Origin of the sequence: Autumnicola patrickiae, from assembly GCF_031846525.1 — a bacterium.
GTDB classification, from domain to species: domain Bacteria; phylum Bacteroidota; class Bacteroidia; order Flavobacteriales; family Flavobacteriaceae; genus Autumnicola; species Autumnicola patrickiae.
Genome location: NZ_JAVRHM010000026.1, coordinates 13,573 through 32,986 on the forward strand (window position 1 = coordinate 13,573; position 19,414 = coordinate 32,986).

At 38.9% G+C, this 19,414-nt stretch carries 22 protein-coding genes; 12 read left to right on the forward strand and 10 right to left on the reverse strand.

The window, feature by feature from the left end; genetic code table 11:
* Positions 1-75: 75 nt before the first annotated feature.
* Positions 76-744 (reverse strand): DUF8692 domain-containing protein, encoded by a 669-nt coding sequence (locus RM549_RS16955; RefSeq protein ID WP_311686973.1) that lies wholly within the window; start codon positions 742-744, stop codon positions 76-78.
* 183 nt (positions 745-927) lie between these two features.
* Between RM549_RS16955 and RM549_RS16960 the strand changes: the two genes are divergently transcribed.
* A complete protein-coding gene (locus RM549_RS16960; RefSeq protein ID WP_311686975.1) occupies positions 928-2,097 on the forward strand; it encodes a PQQ-dependent sugar dehydrogenase in 1,170 nt (389 codons plus the stop codon).
* A 167-nt stretch (positions 2,098-2,264) separates the two neighbouring features.
* On the opposite strand, the gene RM549_RS16965 is transcribed toward RM549_RS16960, so the two are convergent.
* The 8 genes from RM549_RS16965 to RM549_RS17000 all read right to left on the reverse strand — a co-directional run bounded on the left by RM549_RS16965 (position 2,265) and on the right by RM549_RS17000 (position 7,664).
* Entirely contained in the window at positions 2,265-2,846 is a 582-nt protein-coding gene (locus RM549_RS16965) for a DUF1989 domain-containing protein (protein ID WP_311686977.1), read from the reverse strand.
* A gap of 21 nt (positions 2,847-2,867) precedes the next feature.
* A complete protein-coding gene (ligD, locus tag RM549_RS16970) occupies positions 2,868-3,773 on the reverse strand; it encodes a non-homologous end-joining DNA ligase (RefSeq protein WP_311686979.1) in 906 nt (301 codons plus the stop codon).
* Positions 3,766-4,377, reverse strand: coding sequence for a DNA polymerase ligase N-terminal domain-containing protein (locus RM549_RS16975; RefSeq protein WP_311686981.1), 612 nt, complete (start codon positions 4,375-4,377; stop codon positions 3,766-3,768). Before RM549_RS16975 ends, ligD begins: the two co-directional genes overlap by 8 nt.
* A gap of 16 nt (positions 4,378-4,393) precedes the next feature.
* The gene (locus RM549_RS16980) at positions 4,394-5,011 is read right to left on the reverse strand and encodes an FMN-binding negative transcriptional regulator (RefSeq protein WP_311686983.1); all 618 of its coding nucleotides are present in this window, start codon (positions 5,009-5,011) and stop codon (positions 4,394-4,396) included.
* Positions 5,012-5,014: 3 nt separating this feature from the next.
* Positions 5,015-5,716: a guanitoxin biosynthesis heme-dependent pre-guanitoxin N-hydroxylase GntA gene (gene gntA, locus RM549_RS16985; RefSeq protein ID WP_311686985.1), complete on the reverse strand. Its 702-nt coding sequence runs from the start codon at positions 5,714-5,716 to the stop codon at positions 5,015-5,017.
* A gap of 270 nt (positions 5,717-5,986) precedes the next feature.
* Entirely contained in the window at positions 5,987-6,253 is a 267-nt protein-coding gene (locus RM549_RS16990) for a SemiSWEET family sugar transporter (protein ID WP_311686987.1), read from the reverse strand.
* Between the two features lies 1 nt (position 6,254).
* Complete coding sequence (locus RM549_RS16995; RefSeq protein ID WP_311686989.1) at positions 6,255-6,779, reverse strand: DUF421 domain-containing protein; 525 nt, start codon at positions 6,777-6,779, stop codon at positions 6,255-6,257.
* 36 nt (positions 6,780-6,815) lie between these two features.
* Positions 6,816-7,664 (reverse strand): SDR family oxidoreductase, encoded by an 849-nt coding sequence (locus tag RM549_RS17000; RefSeq protein WP_311686994.1) that lies wholly within the window; start codon positions 7,662-7,664, stop codon positions 6,816-6,818.
* 226 nt (positions 7,665-7,890) lie between these two features.
* Between RM549_RS17000 and RM549_RS17005 the strand changes: the two genes are divergently transcribed.
* Together RM549_RS17005 and RM549_RS17010 are read left to right on the forward strand one after the other, a co-directional pair.
* Positions 7,891-8,631 carry a glycerophosphodiester phosphodiesterase gene (locus tag RM549_RS17005; protein ID WP_311686996.1) on the forward strand — a complete coding sequence of 247 codons (741 nt, stop codon included), beginning with the start codon at positions 7,891-7,893 and terminating at the stop codon, positions 8,629-8,631.
* A gap of 191 nt (positions 8,632-8,822) precedes the next feature.
* Positions 8,823-10,037: a BaiN/RdsA family NAD(P)/FAD-dependent oxidoreductase gene (locus RM549_RS17010; protein ID WP_311686998.1), complete on the forward strand. Its 1,215-nt coding sequence runs from the start codon at positions 8,823-8,825 to the stop codon at positions 10,035-10,037.
* On the opposite strand, the gene RM549_RS17015 is transcribed toward RM549_RS17010, so the two are convergent.
* Positions 10,034-10,510, reverse strand: a complete 477-nt coding sequence (locus RM549_RS17015) for a TspO/MBR family protein (RefSeq protein WP_311687000.1) — start codon at positions 10,508-10,510, stop codon at positions 10,034-10,036. The genes RM549_RS17010 and RM549_RS17015 overlap by 4 nt on opposite strands.
* 93 nt (positions 10,511-10,603) lie before the next feature.
* Between RM549_RS17015 and mvaD the strand changes: the two genes are divergently transcribed.
* The 9 genes from mvaD (at position 10,604) to RM549_RS17060 (ending at position 19,287) form a co-directional block, all read left to right on the forward strand.
* Positions 10,604-11,695, forward strand: coding sequence for a diphosphomevalonate decarboxylase (gene mvaD, locus RM549_RS17020; RefSeq protein ID WP_311687002.1), 1,092 nt, complete (start codon positions 10,604-10,606; stop codon positions 11,693-11,695).
* Positions 11,696-11,806: 111 nt separating this feature from the next.
* Positions 11,807-11,989 carry a DUF2442 domain-containing protein gene (locus RM549_RS17025; RefSeq protein ID WP_311687004.1) on the forward strand — a complete coding sequence of 61 codons (183 nt, stop codon included), beginning with the start codon at positions 11,807-11,809 and terminating at the stop codon, positions 11,987-11,989.
* Entirely contained in the window at positions 11,986-12,924 is a 939-nt protein-coding gene (locus tag RM549_RS17030) for a mevalonate kinase family protein (protein ID WP_311687006.1), read from the forward strand. Before RM549_RS17025 ends, RM549_RS17030 begins: the two co-directional genes overlap by 4 nt.
* Positions 12,925-12,936: 12 nt before the next feature.
* Entirely contained in the window at positions 12,937-13,842 is a 906-nt protein-coding gene (locus RM549_RS17035; protein ID WP_311687008.1) for a geranylgeranylglycerol-phosphate geranylgeranyltransferase, read from the forward strand.
* Between the two features lie 102 nt (positions 13,843-13,944).
* Positions 13,945-14,796, forward strand: a complete 852-nt coding sequence (locus RM549_RS17040) for a pseudouridine synthase (RefSeq protein ID WP_311687010.1) — start codon at positions 13,945-13,947, stop codon at positions 14,794-14,796.
* A gap of 488 nt (positions 14,797-15,284) precedes the next feature.
* Positions 15,285-16,688, forward strand: a complete 1,404-nt coding sequence (locus RM549_RS17045) for an arginine decarboxylase (RefSeq protein WP_311687012.1) — start codon at positions 15,285-15,287, stop codon at positions 16,686-16,688.
* Positions 16,689-16,747: 59 nt separating this feature from the next.
* Positions 16,748-17,623 (forward strand): agmatinase, encoded by an 876-nt coding sequence (speB, locus tag RM549_RS17050; protein WP_311687014.1) that lies wholly within the window; start codon positions 16,748-16,750, stop codon positions 17,621-17,623.
* Positions 17,616-18,587 carry a deoxyhypusine synthase family protein gene (locus RM549_RS17055; protein ID WP_311687048.1) on the forward strand — a complete coding sequence of 324 codons (972 nt, stop codon included), beginning with the start codon at positions 17,616-17,618 and terminating at the stop codon, positions 18,585-18,587. Before speB ends, RM549_RS17055 begins: the two co-directional genes overlap by 8 nt.
* A 103-nt stretch (positions 18,588-18,690) precedes the next feature.
* Complete coding sequence (locus RM549_RS17060) at positions 18,691-19,287, forward strand: hypothetical protein (protein ID WP_311687016.1); 597 nt, start codon at positions 18,691-18,693, stop codon at positions 19,285-19,287.
* The last annotated feature ends 127 nt before the right edge of the window (positions 19,288-19,414 follow it).

The window sequence follows — 19,414 nt, forward strand, 5'->3', positions numbered from 1 at the left end:
TATTTAGGGGCGGAATGAAATGCTTTATTTATAACTGTATAATAACGAATATACTGTTATTCCTAAATTATTTGGTTACATAGGAACCAATAGATAATTAGAAGGCAGCCAGGAAAATATATAGACGAGAATAAAACTTGCTGTAACTAATTCCCCTCCATCTTCAATGATCCCTACTAAAGGATAAATACCTGGATATGGCCTAAGTAGGGTTCCGGTGATATCTACACAAACTCCAAAAAAAATAAGAACGGCAAATAAAAGAAAGAGATGTATTGAAAATTTTCTAAAAATTTTCCCGCCCATAATATAATTGTAAAGCAGCCAGCCTGTAATAATAGTGCCGATAACTGCAAAAAAAACAAGCTCTCCAGAATCCTGTTGATTTAGCCCCAGGAAGGTGATCTCCAGAAAAGTACTTATGTGGTAACCTAGTTTCTCATGTATGGAAAAGGCGTCATCGCAAAGCAGGTAAGCAAACAATAAACCCCAGCTAAGGTATCTACGGTTATCCAGATTTTTAGAGAGGGAAATGAGTAAAATTACAATTCCCAGCCATTTAAAATAGCCATAAATTTCAGCATAACCCATATCCTCCTTTAAGGAAAATAGGGGGTTACTAAGATAGTGCGTATAAAAATTTAAAAGGTGGTTAGCCACAAAAACCAGATCAAGGAGGATTAATGTCTTAAGAAGAAGTGCGGTTTTCTTTTGAGAGAACGCTTCAGAAGAATTGAAGGTCATAATTATAATTCAATAATAGATTATCCAAATATAATATTTAGATCAAGGTTATTATAACTTTTAAGCAGCGATGGTGTTTAACTGGTTCTAAATTTTTATAATCTCCTTAACCCGGCATTAACGGTATTTAGCAGGAGGATGTTTTAACTTCAGCTTTTTAATCAGCTACAAGAAATACTACCAATGAAAAAAATTATTTTACTACTTGCCATTCTTTGTACAGCTTTAATCCAGGCGCAGGACAAAGGTGTAATTTCAGAAGAAAAAGTAGGGCACATCTATAAGCCCGAAAGAAAGGAAGCTACAGAATCCCGAATTAATTCCCTCTCCAAACCCGAAGGTTTTAAGATCACGAAATTTGCTGAAGGTTTAGGCGAACCAAGAATGCTTGCCGTTAGTGAAGCGGGAAATGTATATGTAACCCGTAGGGCAGGTGATGTGATGATGTTTAAAGATGCCGATAAAGATGGTAAGGCAGAATTCCAGGAAACTGTAGTGACTAAAGAAGGAGCCCATGGTATTGCCATTAAAGACAATACATTTTACCTTATTACCGTAAACGATATTTTTAAAGCTGAAATTAATAATGACGGTTCTATAGGTGAACTGGAGAAATTTGTAGAGAATTTGCCTGATGGCGGGCAGCATCCTAACCGCACAATCCGCTTTGCACCAAATGGCGAATTATTTGTTTCTGTGGGAAGTACCTGTAATGCCTGCCCCGAAACCCGCGAAGAAAATGCCACAATGCTGCGTGTAGATCCTGAAACCGGCGAAAGAACAATATTTGCAAAAGGACTTCGGAATACTATTGGGTTTGACTGGCATCCGGAAAGTGGAGCTCTTTTTGGAATGGATCATGGAATAGACTGGCTGGGTGATGATGATCAAAAAGAAGAATTAAATAAAATTGAAGAAGGTGGGAATTACGGTTGGCCGTATGTTTATGAAGACGGAAAAGCCAACAAATCTGATGAGCCACCAAACAATTTGTCATGGGAAGAATATGCAAAGGAAACCACCTTTCCACAAATGTTATTTACAGCCCACAGTGCTCCAATGGACTTTATTTTCTACCGTGGAGATATGTTTCCTTCAGAATACAGGAATAAAGCTTTACTGACTTTTCATGGTTCATGGAATCGTAAACCGGCTTCTGGATATAAATTGATGACCGTGGATTTCGAAAATGGAGAGGCATCACAATCCGAAGACTTTATTACAGGATTTTTAACTGAAGAAGGAACTGCCAGATTTGGGCGTCCTGTTGGATTGGTGGAACTTCAGGATGGTTCGGTATTATTTTCTGATGACCAAAACGGAATAATCTACAGGATTTCTTACCAAAAATAGAATTCGCTAAGTCGATTAATAAAACTTGCTTTTATCCATTTTGGGCGCTGTCGCAAACTTTAAGCTTCAGGTTCTTTAATCCCCTGAAGCTTCCTTAATTTTAGTTGCTATGCCTCAAAAAGCTAACCTTCAAAAATGTCAATTATCGGCATTGATGCCGAAAAAGCTTAATCGGTTACTTCGTAATGGATGGGCTTAAAACTTCCGTTGTTGCTGTCTTCTGCAGAGCAGGCAGTGAGGGCCACGATAAGATCCATTTTTGCTTCAAACAGAACAAAATCCCCGGCCTTGCTTAAAGGAGGATCTACGCTTAATTTCCCGTTCTTATCAAACTGAACATTCATAAAGATATTAAAGGCAGTAGGGACATCATCTGGTTCGATATCGAACTGGCGAAGGTTCGTGTAAAGATTTTCGAAGCAACTGGGATGATAATCGGGATTATTGTACATGATCTGGAACGTTTCAGGGCTGCAGGGAGCCAGTAAAAAGTCATTTCTACCGTTGGTGTCCTCCAGGATTTCCATCATTTTCCGGCTTCGGTTACTCCAGAGGAAATTTCCGCTGGAAATAAGAATACTTTCTTCAAAATCGAGGGTTTTTCCGCTGGAAATCTTTTCGCGCTTATCTTCAGCATTAAATAATACCATATCACTAACCTGCTGGCCTTCGGGATCTGTAACTTTAAGTCGCTGTCCTTTTTTTATTCTGAAGGCTGCCCCGGTTTGTTTTTCAATTACTTTAGTCATTCGTTTTTTTATTTTTTTCTATCAGCAATTCGCTGAAGGTTTTTTTTGCAGATTTAAGGGTGGTCGCTTTTTTGGCAATTTTCGACCATGGATCTTCTTTCCTGGCCAGTCTCTAAAGATATTTTTTAAATTATATTTTTGAGCAGAATCTAACGAATTTAATTCGTCCCAATCTATAGGAGTTGCGATGGGAGCGCCTTCTATTGGTCGTACGGCGTAAGGAGCGACCGTGGTTTGGCCAAATCCGTTTCGCGCCACATCCAGAAATATTTTATTTTCCCGTTTGTTCTTTCTTATTGCGGTAGTATAGTCTTCCGGAAACTGACCTTCCAAATATCCCGCAATTTCCTGGGCAAAATCCCTTACTTCATCAAAGTTCTCTTCAGGTTTCAGCGGAACAACTATATGCAAACCCTTTGAGCCGGTGGTCATTAGAAAAACCGGAAGCTTTAGCTGCTTTTCCAGTAAACTGCTGATTCTTTTTGCTGCAGTTTTAACTTCGGAAAAGTCATCTCTGGAAGGATCGAGATCAAAAATCATCCTGTCGGGATACTCTGGTTTATCCTTTTTGCTCAGCCAGATATGCGGAGTAATGCAAGCCTGATTCGCCAGATAAACCAGGGTTGCGGTATTATTGCAGATCACGTAATTTGTGGTTCCGCCTTCCTGTTTTTCTATTTCTAAAGTTTCTATCCATTCAGGAAAATAATCGGGCGCATCTTTCTGAAAAAACTTCTGGTCTTCAATTCCGTTGGGAAATCTTAACATTGTTATTGGACGATCCTGAAGATGGGGTAGCATAACTTCAGAAATCTTTTCATAATAATCGATTATTTCCCCTTTAGTAACTCCGGACTTCGGGAAATAAACTTTATCCCGGCTGCTAATCCCGAATTGGTGCTCTCCTTTGTACGTTTCTTCAGCCATTTTTTTCAGAGTCTTTCCTGATTTCTTCCATGCTTCTTCCGGTAAGTACAGAATTCTTCTCTGTACTCGTGGGATTTCTACGCGCATCTGCATCGGAGTCTTTCACCTTCTTGAGCAGCCAGTTTTCGGTTTTGCCCTTCTTTAATCGGATAAGCGAATATGCACCTTTTAGTTTCTTGCCTTCAAGAATAACAGTAGCACGACCTTTCTCCAGTTGTTTTTCCATGGGAATGGAATTTCCCTTTTTATCTGTTTTTTGGGATTTATAGGTGCCGGCGTCCCAAACCATCACCGTTCCACCGCCGTACTGATCTTCGGGAATTCCGCCTTCAAAATCAGCATATTCTAGCGGATGATCTTCAGTTCTTATCGCAAGTCTTTTCTCATCGGGATCGGTAGACGGGCCTTTGGGTACAGCCCAGCTTTTTAAAACTCCGCTCACCAGCAACCGGAAATCATAGTGCAAATTTGATGCGTCGTGCTTCTGAATAACGAAAATTGGCTTTTTTGTACCTCCTTCAGAATTTTCGCTTCCGAAGGGTTCCGAAGAAATATCAAAATCCCGCTTCTCGTGATATTTTTCCAATAATCCTTTTTCTGCCATCGTTCCGGTTTTTTTATTAGCTCATCTTATTTTCCTTTTCGATATCTTTTTTCAGCTGAAGGTTAACAGGATCGCCGCTTTCCTGGAGGTGTTTGGTAACCGACTTTAGATCGTCTTTTTCAAAACCCTGGTGAAGTTTGGCAATAGCCTCAATTTTTACCGGCTCACACCAGAAACCTGTAATCAAAGGCAAATGATCCTGAAGCATCTTTTTTGGCAGATCTTTATAAAAAACAGGATTTTTCTGATCCTTTTCAAAATGTGCTACCAGCTTTTCCAGGGACTCTTCCAGTTCCTGATTTGTCTGAAGTTTTAGGGTTACATTTACATGTACGGCAGAATAATCCCAGGTACTAATATCTGTATCTTTATACCACGAAGATGAAACATAGCCATGAGCTCCCTGGAAGATCATCAAAGCTTCAGCGCCATCCTTTAAATATTGATATTGTTCACTGTTATAAGCAATATGGGCATAAAGAAGAAAATCATCTTCATTACCCTCTATAAGCACAGGGATATGAGTGGCTAATAATCGTTCGCCCTTCAGGACAAAAGTGGCAAAAGGATGTGCTTTTATAAACTTGTAAATATATTTTTTGTCACGTTTTTTGTAACTGTCCCGCTGGTACATGTTTTAATTTTTGCTGTTAAGAAAAGGACATTTCCACTCTTCTCCAACCTTTCTTCCACTATATTGCCTGGCTTCGCTGTTTACACCAAAATCACGCAGCATTGGATTAATACTTCCCTGTAGCTCGCTGTCGCGTTCTCTAATTTTATTTCTTACCGTGTGGTAAGTGCCCATTTCCCGGAGTTTCTCAAACTGCCAGTGTAAATTAAAGGCTATTGCCGGATAAGGCGTTTGTCTCGCCATCCTGGAACTGTTGGGGTGAAGCCCCACAATATAAAATGCCCTTCCTCCAAGGCTAAAGCTAAAGTTTCCATCCTCTGGATCGTCACTTACGTTTTTATCCCAGGCGGTATCATCTACTTTGTGAAGAAAATTTAGTTGCTGCCAGAGAAGTTTTTCGAATTCCTCTTCGGTGTATGATTCATTGCCTTTAAAGGCTGCAAGAAAAGTGAAGAAATCGTTCGATTCGAAGTCATATTTTGCAATATATTTTTTCAAATCTTCAAGAATTTCTTTTGCCGCCTCTTTTGAGCCAAAATTATTATAGGCATGAAAATCTACATGGTCCATACTAAAAACCGTTTGAGCCATCACGCATGGATGATCGTCTGCAATTATAAAATCATGAAAATCTTTTTCCAGATCCTTTTCAGAATTATCAGTAACAGGTGGATTTTTTTCTATTTTTTCCTTTTTCACCAACATAAAATTGAACTTTTGCTAAATTTAATTGTTAAACTGAAAATTGAAAAGTCTTTAAGAATTTATTAGTGCTTATTTATGGAAGATTAACTCCTAAAAACCTTTGCCGTTAAGTTTTTGGCGATTACCGTTACTTTTAACGGGAGTCCGAGAATGAGTGTAGTTGTAAGGGAGGTGTATTTCACAGGCCCGGTCAAGGAATGAAGAATTAAAGGAAATCCGTTTTAAAATTTTTTATGTTTCCTGTCTCTCGCTTCTTGTCTCAGTTTAAACTTACTTCTTCTTTTTCCGATATCGAAGCATCAGGTAGAGCATAAACGAATTTAATGCAAGCGAAGCACCATTTGTTACAATTATCGGCAAATCATCTTGTGTTATTCCGTAAATCACCCAAAGTCCAACACCAAGCATTAAGGTGGCAAACATTCCCGGTGAGACGTCGTCTACTTCTTTCGTTTTCCAGGCTTTGCGTATCTGTGGGATCACCGAAGCTGTTGTGCAAATCCCGGCTACGATTCCTAAAACATCAGTCCACTCCAAATTATTTTCGCTTTACGTCCTTAATAAGCCAGTCTTCAAAAACCTCATTTTCGTCCTGACTGTGCAATACAGAAATATCCCCGGTAGTCTCAAAAATTACTGCCCTTACCTGTGATAGATTAAGCACATTTGCTTCTCTTAATTTTGAACGTAAATCACCTTCAGTTACCCTGGCTTTTTTAAGGTTGTCCTGAAGAATTTGCTTTCCGTCCATCAGCAGCAAAGGAGAGTTATCTACATGATTGCTTACCACCTTAAATCTCCGCAGGAAAGCAACAGAAATTTGCAATGAATAAATCGCAGCCAACCCAACAATTCCCTGGATAAGCGGAACAGAAGTCGTCAAGAGCGTCGAGGCAATGATGGACCCGACAGCCACCGTCATGGCAAAATCGAAACTGGACATCTTGGAAAAACTACGTTTTCCAGCAATGCGGGTAAAAATAATTACTGCTCCATAAATACCAACTGCAGTTATACATATTGCTACCAGTGATTCCCAGGAGCTGCCGAACCATTCTTCCATCAGTTTAAATTTCTATCAAGTTACAACAAAGAAAAATTATCCTCCAATTTGCTCACCTCCGTTAATATGGATGACCTGACCCGTCATATAGCTGCTGTCTTCTGAAGCTAAAAACACGTAAGCCGGTGCGACTTCAGAAGGCTGTCCGGCCCTGCCCATCGGAACCTTTTTTCCGAAGTCCTTTACATCGTCGAAGGTTGAGGGAATTAACGGAGTCCAGATTGGCCCCGGCGCAACAGCATTTACCCTTATTTTTTTATCTACCAGCATTTGTGAAAGCGACCTGGTAAAAGTGGTAATGGCACCCTTGGTACTGGAATAATCCAGCAGGTGACTACTGCCGCGATAAGAAGTGACAGAGGTGGTATTTATCACGCAGTCGTTCTCTTTAAGATGCTTAACCGCTTCTTTTGCTATAAAAAAGTACGGATAAATATTCGTTTCAAAAGTTTCCTTTATCTGCGCTGTGGAAACATCTTCTATGTTACTCTTCGGAAATTGCACCGCGGCATTGTTCACAAGGATATCCAGCTTTTTAAATTCTGAAACGCACTTTTGTAAAGCTTTTTTGCAGAAGGATTCATCTTTAAGGTCGCCTTCAATAATTAAACATTTTTGCCCCTCGTCTTCCACCATTTTTTTGGTTTTAAGAGCGTCCTCATCTTCTGCGAGGTAAACAATGGCAACATCAGCACCTTCCCGGGCAAAGTGTACGGCAACACTACGGCCAATTCCGCTGTCACCGCCAGTAATAAAAGCTGTTTTTCCTTTCAGTTTTTCGCTTCCTTTGTAATTGTCCCTGATAATTTTTGGCTCGGGATTCATTTTATGCTGATCTCCCGGCTGAGATTGATCCTGTTCGGGGAAATTTGTTGATTGTGTCATATTTTTAATTTTATTCTGAATTATAGCAACATGCCTTTTTTAAGAGCAGGTCGATATTTTCCAATTTTCGACCTTCTCTTAAATTTCTCTCCAAAGCTAAACCCGAATTTAAGAAGTGTTCCACCAAAAAAAATGTTAAGCGGTACTAAGTCTTTCTAAAACATCGGTGGCAGATTCAGGAACTTCAGTTTCTTTTATTTAGAAGCTAATTGAATACCTTTGCGGAATGGATTCAGTATTAAAAATCGGACATCGAGGTGCTAAAGGGCATTTAGCCGAAAATACGCTCGAAAGTATTCAGCTGGCGCTGGATTTTGGGGTTGACATGATTGAAATTGACGTGCACAGGTGCAATTCCGGGGAAATTGTGGTGATTCATGATTTCACGCTAGACCGAACTACTAATGGCAGTGGTGAAATTGCCAATAAGGATTGGAGTACGCTGAAAGAGCTGAAAGTAGCGGGAGCTTATAAGATTCCGTTGCTGACTGAAGTGCTGGATTTAATCGAAGGAAAATCTGCGATAAATATTGAGCTGAAAGGTTCAAACACGGCTGAAGCTACCTGCAAAATTGTTCAGGATTATGTTGAAAATAGAAACTGGAATTATTCGGACTTTATTATTTCAAGTTTTCAGGTAAACGAACTTTTTGAAGCCAGGAAATTCAGCGAAAAGATTCCGATAGGCGTTTTAAGTAAAGCGAGTATTTCCGAAGCTATTAAAATCGGGAAAGAATTAAATGCGTTGGCCATCCATCCTTCTATAGGAATTGTGACGAAAGATAAGATCCTGCAAACAAAAAAAGCAGGTTTTAAAGTGATTGTCTGGACGGTAAACGAACCCGATGCTATTGCCAGGATGCAGGAATTTGGTGTCGACGGGATTATTTCAGATTATCCGGATAGGTTAGTAAAGGTTCAATGTTTAAAGTTAAAAGGAAAAGTTAAAAGTGAAAAAAAAGCCTAAATATGGGAAAAATTGAGAGATTTTTCTAAAAGATTGCGAGCCTTTGGCGAGCAATCGAACTGATAACTGATAACTGATAACTGATAACTGATAACTGATAACTGATAACTGATAACTGATAACTGATAACTGATAACTGATAACTGATAACTGATAACTGATAACTGATAACTGATAACTGATAACTGAGTATGCAGTATGATATTTTAATAATTGGAGGAGGGGCCGCGGGTTTTTTTGCGGCTATAAATGCTGCAGAAATGAATCCCGGGTCGAAAATTGCCATTTTGGAACGTGGAAAAGAAGTACTCTCTAAAGTACGGATTTCCGGCGGTGGCCGCTGCAATGTTACTCACGCCGAATTTCTTCCGAAAGAGCTGGTGAAAAATTATCCGCGGGGAGAAAAGGAACTCCGTGGGCCTTTTCATCAGTTTATGACGGGAGATACGATCGCCTGGTTCGAAGAAAGGGGTATTAAGCTGAAAATAGAGGAAGATGGGAGGATGTTTCCGGTTTCAGATACTTCAGAGACGATTATCAACTGCTTTTTATCAGAAGCTGGAAGGCTCAAAATTCAGGTTCACAAAAGCGAAGCTGTAAAAGCAATTATGTGGAAAGATTCACTCTGGGAAGTCGGCACTCAAAAAAGCACATTATCGGCCTCTAAGGTTCTTATAGCCACGGGAAGTAATCCAAAGATCTGGAAACTTCTGGAAAAGCTCGGTCATAGCATTTCACCCGCGGTTCCCTCACTTTTTACTTTCAATATTAAGGACAAAAGAATTGCTGATCTTCCGGGAATTTCCACACATGCCGAAGTTAAAGTGCAGGGAGGAAAACTTCAGGATGAAGGTCCCGTTTTGATAACACACTGGGGATTGAGCGGACCTGCAATTTTGCGATTATCGGCTTGGGGGGCACGGGAACTTCATGACCTGGATTACAATTTTAAAGTTGAGGTAAATTGGTTACCCGGATTTTCTTCCGAAGAAATTCTAGAGAAAATGAAAGCTATAAAATTTGAACTTGCAAAGCAGCAGGTGCTAAAAAATGCCCAATTTGAACTTCCGAAGCGATTATGGCAAAACCTGGTGATTGCCGCCAACATAGAACCTGCCGCGACCTGGGCAGACCTTAATAAAGAGGAGCTGGTTGGGCTTTCGCAGCAGCTTACTACCGCTGTTTTTGAAGTAAATGGTAAAAGTACATTTAAAGAAGAATTTGTGACTGCCGGCGGGATCGATCTTAAAGAAGTAAATTTTAAAACCTTTGAAAGTAAGCTTCACAATAACCTGTTTTTTGCAGGCGAAGTTTTAAATATTGATGCGGTTACGGGAGGCTTTAATTTTCAGAATGCATGGACGGGAGGCTTTCTCGCTGCAAAAGCAATGACTTCTAAAACTTAATTAAGCCTCCAGATTTCAAAATTAATTATCGCAGCAAAAAGTACCCAAACGGCATAGGGAACCATTAAGTAAGCCGCACGGTCACTTATAATTTTAAACCATTTTATAGTAATAAGCACCAGGATAAAAAGTGCAATTATGTCGAGTAAAGCCAATAAAGGCTGATGGAGTCCAAAAAATAAAATGGACCATGAAGCATTTAGTAATAATTGAAACCCAAAGTGGTAAAGCGCCACTTTTACCCATTTATGGTAAAAACCTTTGTGCCAAACAATCCCGGCGGCGATGCCCATAAGAATGTACATAAGTAGCCAGACTGGCCCAAAAATCCACTCCGGCGGATTGAATGATGGTTTGTCCAGCTGCGAGTACCAATCTGTAATTCCGGTTTGCGTGGCCAACGAAGCTATAAACCCAAAAAGCAGGCAGATTGCTACGGTTATAGAACTTCGTATGATTAAATTCTGGCTCATGCTAATGGTATTCTTTACTAAAATAGAAATTTATTTGAATTTCTTCTTTATACACTGCCAACATAAAAGATTATATTTGTTAAAATTTTCAAGATGACGGAAAAGGATTTTGTTCCGAAGAAATATTCAGAAATTATTGAGCAGGGAACTGTCTCCTGGCAGGCGCCAAGTAATATTGCTTTGGTGAAGTATTGGGGTAAAAAGGAGCATCAGATTCCCGCAAATCCATCGGTAAGTTTTACACTGAAGAACTGTAGGACAATTACCAAACTTGATTTCTCAAAGAAGGATGGTCAGGAAGATTTCGAGTTCGAAGTTTTTTTTGAAGGAAATAAAAAAGAAGATTTTAAACCGAAGATCAGGACGTTTTTCGAAAGAATTGTGCAATACTCTCCTTTTCTGAAAGACTACCAATTCGAAATACATTCAGAAAATACTTTTCCGCATAGTAGCGGAATTGCTTCTTCCGCAAGCGGAATGAGTGCACTGGCGCTGTGTGTTATGAGCCTGGAGAAAAAGCTAAATCCGGAAATGTCTGAAGATTTCTTCAGAAAAAAAGCATCTTTTTTGGCGAGGCTGGGATCGGGAAGTGCGTGCAGAAGTATTGAGGGTGATCTTGTGGTTTGGGGCAAGCATAAGGAAATCAAAGATAGCAGCGACTTGTTCGGAGTAAATTATGCTGATGAGGTTCACGATAATTTTAAAAACTTTCAGGACACGATTCTCCTGGTTGACAAAGGAAGGAAAGAAGTCAGTAGCAGTGTTGGTCATAATTTGATGCACGGTCATTCTTTTGCTGAAGCCAGGTTTGCGCAGGCTAATGATAATCTTGCCAAATTAAAGCCAATTTTTGCTGAAGGTGATCTCACGAAGTTTATCGAAATTGTGGAAAGTGAAGCCTTAACTTTGCATTCGATGATGATGAGCAGCCGCCCATATTTTATGCTTATGAAACCCAACACCCTGGAGATCATTATTAAGATATGGGGCTTTAGAAAGCAGACGGGATTACCGGTTAGTTTTACACTTGATGCCGGTGCGAACGTGCATGTACTCTACCCGGAAAAAGATAAAGTGAAAATTTTTGAATTCATTAAGAATGAGTTGGTTGCGTATTGTGAAAATGGGCACTATATTTGCGATTCGGTAGGAAGCGGAGCGAAGCAATTGTCAGAGGAAAATTGACAACGGATTATTGCGGGGTTCTTAGAAAAGAATGAATAAAGTTTTGGATTCAAATATCAAAATTGCGCAGGTTTTCTTTAGAGATGAAAAAATTTTCTTTCTTTTGGAAGATTGCAGAGAGATTGGCACACCCCTAGCTGGTACCCAAAACTGGAAAAAGCTACGGAAGCCGAGCGATTAAATTTTTCCATATCACCTGGAGGTTACGGGGTGCATTGGGAAGCGCTTGATGAAGATCTTTCCGCTTACGGAATGCTTTATTACGGGGAGGAATTAAATACACAACTTACATGAAAGGACCTTTATTTTATTCTAAAATTCTACTCTTTGGTGAGTATGGGATCATCAAAGATTCCAAAGGTTTGTCTATTCCTTATAATTTCTACAATGGTGCTTTAAAGGTATCGGAAGAACCTTCTGAAGAAGCTAAGAAATCCAATAACAATCTAAAGAATTTTGCCGGCTACTTAAAAACGCTGGAGGAGAAGCTTCCTGAGCTTGTTCATTTTGATCTTGAAAGTCTTAATGCAGATATAGAAAAAGGAATGTACTTTGATTCCAGTATTCCGCAGGGCTATGGAGTAGGGAGTAGTGGTGCTCTTGTTGCCGCGATCTATGATAAGTATGCGACAGATAAAATAACTGTTCTTGAAAATTTAACCCGTGACAAGCTTTTAAAACTGAAGAAGATCTTTGGTGAAATGGAATCGTTTTTCCACGGAAAATCTTCAGGGCTGGATCCGCTGAATTCTTATTTAAGTATTCCTATTCTTATTAATTCCAAAGATAATATTGAACCGGCGGGCATTCCTTCTCAAACAGAGAAAGGAACAGGTGCCGTATTTTTGCTTGATAGCGGTATTACCGGTGAGACCGGGCCAATGGTGAGTATTTTTATGGAGAATATGAAGCAGGAGCCTTTCCGGAAAATGCTAAAAAATCAATTTGTTAAGCATACCGATGCCTGTGTGGATGATTTCCTAAAGGGTGATGTAAAATCGCTTTTCACTAATGTTAAAAGTCTTTCCAACGTAGTTTTGGATAATTTTAAACCAATGATTCCGGCTAAATTTCATAAAATTTGGAAACAGGGAATTGACACTAACGATTATTACCTCAAACTTTGCGGTTCCGGCGGTGGTGGCTATATATTAGGCTTTACTGAAGATATAGAAAAAGCAAAAAAAGCCCTTAAAGGTTATAATTTAGAAGTAGTTTATAACTTCTAAAATTCTATTTACATGGCGGCCTTAATGAACAAACGCTTTTTGTTGAAGCTGCTAAGTTTGTTCTCGGTAGTACGTGGTTACAACATTTTAATTGTGGTAATTGCACAATATCTTACTTCAGCATTTATCCTTGCACCCGAGCTTCCTTTGAGACAGGTGCTTTTTGATGATAATTTGTTCTTTTTGATCCTTTCTACTGCAACAGTTATTGCTTCGGGGTATATCATTAATAATTTTTACGACAGCGAAAAGGATCTTATAAACCGGCCAAAAAAAACAATGTTGGATCGTGTTGTGAGTCAGCGTACCAAACTTTCTGTTTATTTTATCCTGAATTTTGCGGCAATATTTTTCGCCAGTTATGTGTCATTTAGGGCTGTGGTTTTTATTTCACTATACATTTTTGTAATCTGGTTTTATTCCCACCGGCTTAAAAAAATCTTGTTCTTAGGAAACCTGGTGGCTTCCATTCTTACCATTACTCCTTTTTTTGCAATTTTTATCTACTATAAAAATTTTGAAACGGTTATCTTCATTCACGCTACCTTCCTTTATTTAATGATCGTAATGCGGGAACTGGTGAAAGACCTGGAAAATATGCCGGGCGACATGGCACAGAATTATCGTACCATCCCGTTGGTGTATGGCGAGAAATGGAGCAAATTTTTCCTGGCTATCCTCACAGTGATAGCAATATTTCCAATACTTCTTTTAACCACAAGGTTCGAAATAGGCTACATGGATTATTTTTTTTATGTTTCTTTCCTGCTTTTGGTCCTGTTTCTCTTGTTTCTTTACTTCAGCAGAGCAAAATGGCAATATTTATTACTACACAATATTCTAAAATTAATAATTGTTGCGGGAGTTTTCAGTATCCTTCTAATAGATATAGACGAAGTTCTCAGCAGGGTGTTCTAGAAAATCTCTCCGGAAGAAAAACGAAATATTTCCAGTTTAAAACTTTTAAGAATACTTTAGTTAACTCACAATCTAACCAGTATCTTTGCAAAAAATATCAGTATGAGCAGGAACGACAAATCTTCAGGAGGAAAAATGAGTGGAAGACAAGGTGGTGGTGAACGAAAGAAATCTTATTCCAGGGGAAATGCTCCCGTTAAAAAGAGTACAGAGGCTAAAGAGAAATCTAAATCTTCTTCAGCTTCCGAAGGAATTCGTTTAAATAAATACATCGCTAACGCTGGAGTCTGTTCAAGACGTGATGCCGATATTTATATTTCTTCCGGAAATGTTACTGTGAACGGAAAAACCGTAACCGAAATGGGTTACAAGGTTCAGCTAAATGATGATGTAAAATTTGACGGGCGCAGTTTAAATCCGGAAAAACCTGAATATTTTCTACTGAATAAACCAAAAGGCTTTTTTACTACCGGAAGTGTGGTGAAAGGAGGACGTACCGTAATGGACATTATGAGTAAGGCTTCCAAGTCTAAACTGGATCCTATAGGGAAGCTGGATACGCAGGCCATGGGTCTTTTGCTTTTTACAAATGACGGTACTTTGGCTAAAAACCTGGCAAAGCCAAAGAACGGAATCAGGCAGATATATCATTTAGAACTAAATAAAGTCCTTAGCCAGGAAGACCTGGAGAAAATAAGGGAAGGTGTTTTTGTGGATAAGACAAAGCTAACTGTCCAGGATGTGAGTTATGTAACCGATAGGCCTAAGAATGAAGTCGGACTGGAAATAAAGAGCATAAAACCACATATCGTTCAGAAGTTGTTTAAAACCCTTGGCTATGAAATTGTGAAAATGGACAGGGTGGTTTACGGCGGACTTACAAAAAAGGATTTACCAAGAGGACACTACCGTTCCCTCACACAACAGGAATTAATCAACCTAAAAAACCTTTAGTTAAAAATCCTGTAGGTCGATAATTGTCATTTTAATGCATCATTATTAAAGTTTAAATTCTAAATTTTAAATTGTTTTAATCCCGATAATTGATATTTTGAGAGGTCATTCAAATTTTAAAATGCAGAATTCAGAATTTTTTCATTACAGAACACAATAGAGGTTGATAATTGCCATTTCTGAGCACTGCTTTGGGGCGATGATTTCAGTTTAAAATAATTCCTTTTAGATTATTTACTTTTTATACATTTGCATCAGTTTTATTTCAATATAAAAGCTAAAACTACTGATGACTAACATTTTAAAGGATTGAGAATTCTCTTTTTCATCCAGAAAAATACTTTCTATGTATGGAACCCGGTTTCGCGTAAAGCGGAACACTGCGGCAGTTTATACACTCAAATTTTTCTTAACAATAATTTATAAATCTATTTTCCCGGTACTATAAATTAATGCCTAATTTTTACTTTTAAAATTAAATCTACCCATTGAATACTAAGTACAGCGATCTCATAGACCAAACCTATTATTTCCCACAAGAGGAATTTAAATTAGAAGAAAACAGTCTGCATTTTCACGATATCGATCTCATGGAACTTGTTGAAAAATACGGTGCACCCTTAAAATTCACCTATTTGCCCAAGATTTCTGAAAATATTGGCCGCGCTAAAGCATGGTTTAAAGAAGCGATAGAAAAGCACGACTATAAAGGCAAGTACAATTATTGCTATTGCACGAAAAGTTCACATTTTGAACATGTTCTAAATGAAGCCCTTAAAAATGATATTCATATCGAAACCTCTTCGGCCTTTGATATCAATATTGTGGAAAAACTGAAGGCTTCAGGAAAAATTACCGATGATACGTATGTGATTTGTAATGGATTTAAGAGGGACCAATATATTTCCAATATCTCAGGTTTAATCAATTCAGGACATAGAAACTGCATCCCGATAATTGACAATTATGAGGAAATAGATCTTCTTTCAGAAAATATAAACGGCGATTTTGAAGTCGGGATTAGGATTGCTTCAGAAGAAGAGCCAAAATTTGAATTTTATACCTCCCGGCTTGGGATTGGCTATAAAAATATTGTTCCGTTTTATAATCAGAAGATTAAGGACGACGAGCGGGTAAACCTAAAAATGCTGCACTTTTTTATTAATACAGGAATCCGCGATACGGCCTATTACTGGAACGAGCTCAACAAATGTTTAAAGGTGTATACCAGCCTTAAAAAAGTATGCCCAAGCCTGGATAGTCTTAATATTGGCGGAGGCTTTCCTATAAAAAACTCCCTGGCGTTTGATTATGACTATGCCTATATGGTAGATGAAATTATTAATCAGATCAAACTTGCCTGTGAAGAGGCAGATGTGGATGTACCGCATATTTTTACAGAATTCGGTAGTTTTACCGTAGGCGAAAGTGGCGGTGCTATTTATGAAATTCTTTATCAGAAGCAACAAAACGATCGTGAAAAATGGAATATGATAAATTCTTCATTTATCACCACACTTCCTGATACCTGGGCAATCAGTAAGAAGTTTGTGATGCTGGCGGTTAACCGGTGGAATGAGGAATATGAGCGCGTACTCTTAGGCGGATTAACCTGCGACAGCGACGATTATTACAATTCTGAACAAAACACCAATGCGATTTACCTTCCGAAGTTTAGGAGGGACAAGCCGCTTTACATCGGATTTTTCAATACAGGCGCCTATCAGGAAACCATCGGTGGCTTTGGAGGCTTGCAACATTGCCTTATTCCGCAGCCAAAACATATCCTTATTGACAGGGATGAGAATGGAGCACTTACCACCGAAGTATTCAGCAAACAGCAAAATGTAGAAGATATGCTGAATATATTAGGTTATGCTTCAGGCAATTGAATTAAAAATTTATAACTTAGTTCTCATAAATTTCAGTTTAAAACAATCAACAACTAGCAATGAGCAAAAAGAATTACGCAGGCATACCAGATAAATACGCACGTATAGACGATGCAAAAGTGGTATTAATTCCTGTTCCTTATGATGGGACCAGTACCTGGCAAAAAGGAGCAGACAAAGGTCCTGATGCATTTTTAGAAGCTTCAGAAAACATGGAGCTTTATGATATCGAAACCCGGAGTGAGGTTTACAAGAAAGGAATTTATCTTGCACCCCCGGTGACCGAGGATTCTTCTCCCGAGAAGATGGTTGAGGCGGTTTATAAAACCACTAAAAATTACATTAAGCAGGATAAATTTGTCACCCTTTTTGGTGGTGAACATTCTATTTCCATAGGTTCTATTCGTGCTTTTAACGAATCTTTTGAAGAATTAACCGTTGTACAGTTTGATGCTCATGCAGATTTGCGGCCCGAGTATGAAGGTTCTAAATGCAACCATGCCTGCGCTGTTCACGAAGCAAGTAAAAACACTAACCTTGTGCAGATTGGAATCCGCTCTATGGATATTTCTGAAAGTGATCATATGGATGAGAATCAGGTTTATTTTGCACACGATTTATATGAAGATTGGCAGGATGATGCTATTGGCCAGATGACGCCAAATGTATTCATTACAATAGATTTGGATGCTTTTGATCCATCTATTCTACCTTCTACAGGAACTCCGGAGCCGGGAGGTTTGTTCTGGTACGAAACGCTGGAATTCCTGAAAACAATGTTCAAAAAGAAAAATGTTGTAGGCTTTGATATTGTAGAGTTGAACCCAAATGAAAGTGATAAATCCTCAGATTTCCTTGCGGCTAAACTTTATTATAAAATGTTGAGCTACAAATTTAAATATGCAAATTTTAACGAAGAAGACGAAGATGAGTAAAGGAGCGATCTCCCAGTTTATAGAAAAATATTATTTACACTTTAATTCCGCAGCGCTTGTAGATGCTGCTAAAGATTACGAAAAGCAGCTCGAAAGCGGTTCCAAAATGCTGGTTTCACTGGCAGGAGCAATGAGTACGGCCGAGTTGGGTAAAATCTTTGCTGAAATGATCCGGCAGGATAAGGTACAAATCGTTTCCTGTACGGGAGCCAACCTGGAGGAAGATGTGATGAACCTCGTCGCGCACTCACATTACAAGCGGGTGCCTAATTACAGGGATCTTACCCCAAAAGAGGAGTGGGAGCTGTTGGAAAAAGGTTTAAACCGGGTGACCGATACCTGTATTCCTGAAGAAGAAGCTTTCCGCAGAATTCAGCAGCATATTGTAAAAATATGGAAAGATGCTGAAGAAAAAGGAGAGCGTTATTTTCCGCATGAGTTTGTTTATAAATTGGTACTTTCCGGAGTTTTGGAAGAGTATTACGAAATCGATCTGAAGGATTCCTGGATATATGCGGCTGCAGAAAAAAACCTGCCAATGGTTGTTCCCGGTTGGGAAGACAGTACTTTAGGTAATATTTTCGCATCGTATTGTCTAAAGGGAGAGCTGAAGCCATCCACAATGAAATCTGGGATTGAGTACATGACTTTCCTTGCCGACTGGTATACAGATAATTCCAAAGAGGGAATCGGATTCTTCCAGATTGGCGGTGGTATTGCCGGGGATTTCCCTATTTGTGTAGTGCCAATGCTTTATCAGGACATGGAAAGAACAGATACTCCATTCTGGAGTTATTTCTGCCAGATTTCAGATTCCACTACCAGTTATGGATCTTATTCCGGTGCTGTCCCTAATGAGAAAATTACCTGGGGAAAGCTGGATATTAATACTCCGAAACATATTATTGAAAGCGATGCTACCATTGTAGCGCCACTGATTTTTGCATATTTGTTGGATATGTAGATTTGCTTTTAAAATAAACCAGGGGTCTAAAAGGCACAATATCGTCCTGCTGAAGATTTCAGCCAGATGAAAGTTCCTTTTAGATCCTTTTTTATTTATTGAAATGAAGAAAATATTGTGCAATAGCTGTTTAGTCCTTTTACTTTTTCTCACTTCCTGCCATATTCCTTCCTATACTTTTGATCTACGATCTACCAGGTCTGCCATAAAATTTGAAGAAGGCAAATATCTTCTGAATGATATCAAGGCTACGGAAAGTATAAGGGAGAAGCTCGAAGGAATGGTTATAGAAGAATTTTCACCGTATCTGCAGGATGATCTTACATTAGTAAGAAATGCAAGGGGAGTCTTTATTCCTTTTACTATTCCCGAAAATCCCGATACAGAATTTCTTGAACGCTTAAAAACGGGAACATCTGGTTATGACTATCTGGTAAATGTGAAAACAGAGGTTCTTAGTGAGGATATAAGTGATGTAAAGGTGGGGAACATCCAAAATTCCGAAGAGAACCTGGTGACTGTTTCTTTGGAGATATTTGATTTAGAGTCCGCTCAAAGTATCTATTTTCAGAAGGTTACAGGCCGCCTTTCTGCCCAGGATGACAGTAAGGATTTCTCGTTCGCCAAAGGGGCAAAAAACATGGTTGTTAAAAGCCTGAAGAAAATCCTGAAAAGGATCGAAAAAAACCGCATTCTCTAAAGAAAAATATTCCGGTTCTCTTAACAGAGATTAACCAGGCTTTAGGAATTTTCAATAAAGCTTTTTGTCTATTATTGAGCCATTATTGTGACTGGCGCAGTAGCGCTCGTATTCTATTATATAAAAC

Excerpts from the sequence above, each read along its gene's own strand:
- RM549_RS16955 (WP_311686973.1), bottom strand. The coding sequence starts at position 744 with ATGACCTTCAATTCTTCTGAAGCGTTCTCTCAAAAGAAAACCGCACTT.
- RM549_RS16960 (WP_311686975.1), top strand. The coding sequence starts at position 928 with ATGAAAAAAATTATTTTACTACTTGCCATTCTTTGTACAGCTTTAATC.
- RM549_RS16965 (WP_311686977.1), bottom strand. The coding sequence starts at position 2,846 with ATGACTAAAGTAATTGAAAAACAAACCGGGGCAGCCTTCAGAATAAAA.
- ligD (WP_311686979.1), bottom strand. The coding sequence starts at position 3,773 with ATGGCTGAAGAAACGTACAAAGGAGAGCACCAATTCGGGATTAGCAGC.
- RM549_RS16975 (WP_311686981.1), bottom strand. The coding sequence starts at position 4,377 with ATGGCAGAAAAAGGATTATTGGAAAAATATCACGAGAAGCGGGATTTT.
- RM549_RS16980 (WP_311686983.1), bottom strand. The coding sequence starts at position 5,011 with ATGTACCAGCGGGACAGTTACAAAAAACGTGACAAAAAATATATTTAC.
- gntA (WP_311686985.1), bottom strand. The coding sequence starts at position 5,716 with ATGTTGGTGAAAAAGGAAAAAATAGAAAAAAATCCACCTGTTACTGAT.
- RM549_RS16995 (WP_311686989.1), bottom strand. The coding sequence starts at position 6,779 with ATGGAAGAATGGTTCGGCAGCTCCTGGGAATCACTGGTAGCAATATGT.
- RM549_RS17000 (WP_311686994.1), bottom strand. The coding sequence starts at position 7,664 with ATGACACAATCAACAAATTTCCCCGAACAGGATCAATCTCAGCCGGGA.
- RM549_RS17005 (WP_311686996.1), top strand. The coding sequence starts at position 7,891 with ATGGATTCAGTATTAAAAATCGGACATCGAGGTGCTAAAGGGCATTTA.
- RM549_RS17010 (WP_311686998.1), top strand. The coding sequence starts at position 8,823 with ATGCAGTATGATATTTTAATAATTGGAGGAGGGGCCGCGGGTTTTTTT.
- RM549_RS17015 (WP_311687000.1), bottom strand. The coding sequence starts at position 10,510 with ATGAGCCAGAATTTAATCATACGAAGTTCTATAACCGTAGCAATCTGC.
- mvaD (WP_311687002.1), top strand. The coding sequence starts at position 10,604 with ATGACGGAAAAGGATTTTGTTCCGAAGAAATATTCAGAAATTATTGAG.
- RM549_RS17030 (WP_311687006.1), top strand. The coding sequence starts at position 11,986 with ATGAAAGGACCTTTATTTTATTCTAAAATTCTACTCTTTGGTGAGTAT.
- RM549_RS17035 (WP_311687008.1), top strand. The coding sequence starts at position 12,937 with ATGGCGGCCTTAATGAACAAACGCTTTTTGTTGAAGCTGCTAAGTTTG.
- RM549_RS17040 (WP_311687010.1), top strand. The coding sequence starts at position 13,945 with ATGAGCAGGAACGACAAATCTTCAGGAGGAAAAATGAGTGGAAGACAA.
- speB (WP_311687014.1), top strand. The coding sequence starts at position 16,748 with ATGAGCAAAAAGAATTACGCAGGCATACCAGATAAATACGCACGTATA.
- RM549_RS17055 (WP_311687048.1), top strand. The coding sequence starts at position 17,616 with ATGAGTAAAGGAGCGATCTCCCAGTTTATAGAAAAATATTATTTACAC.
- RM549_RS17060 (WP_311687016.1), top strand. The coding sequence starts at position 18,691 with ATGAAGAAAATATTGTGCAATAGCTGTTTAGTCCTTTTACTTTTTCTC.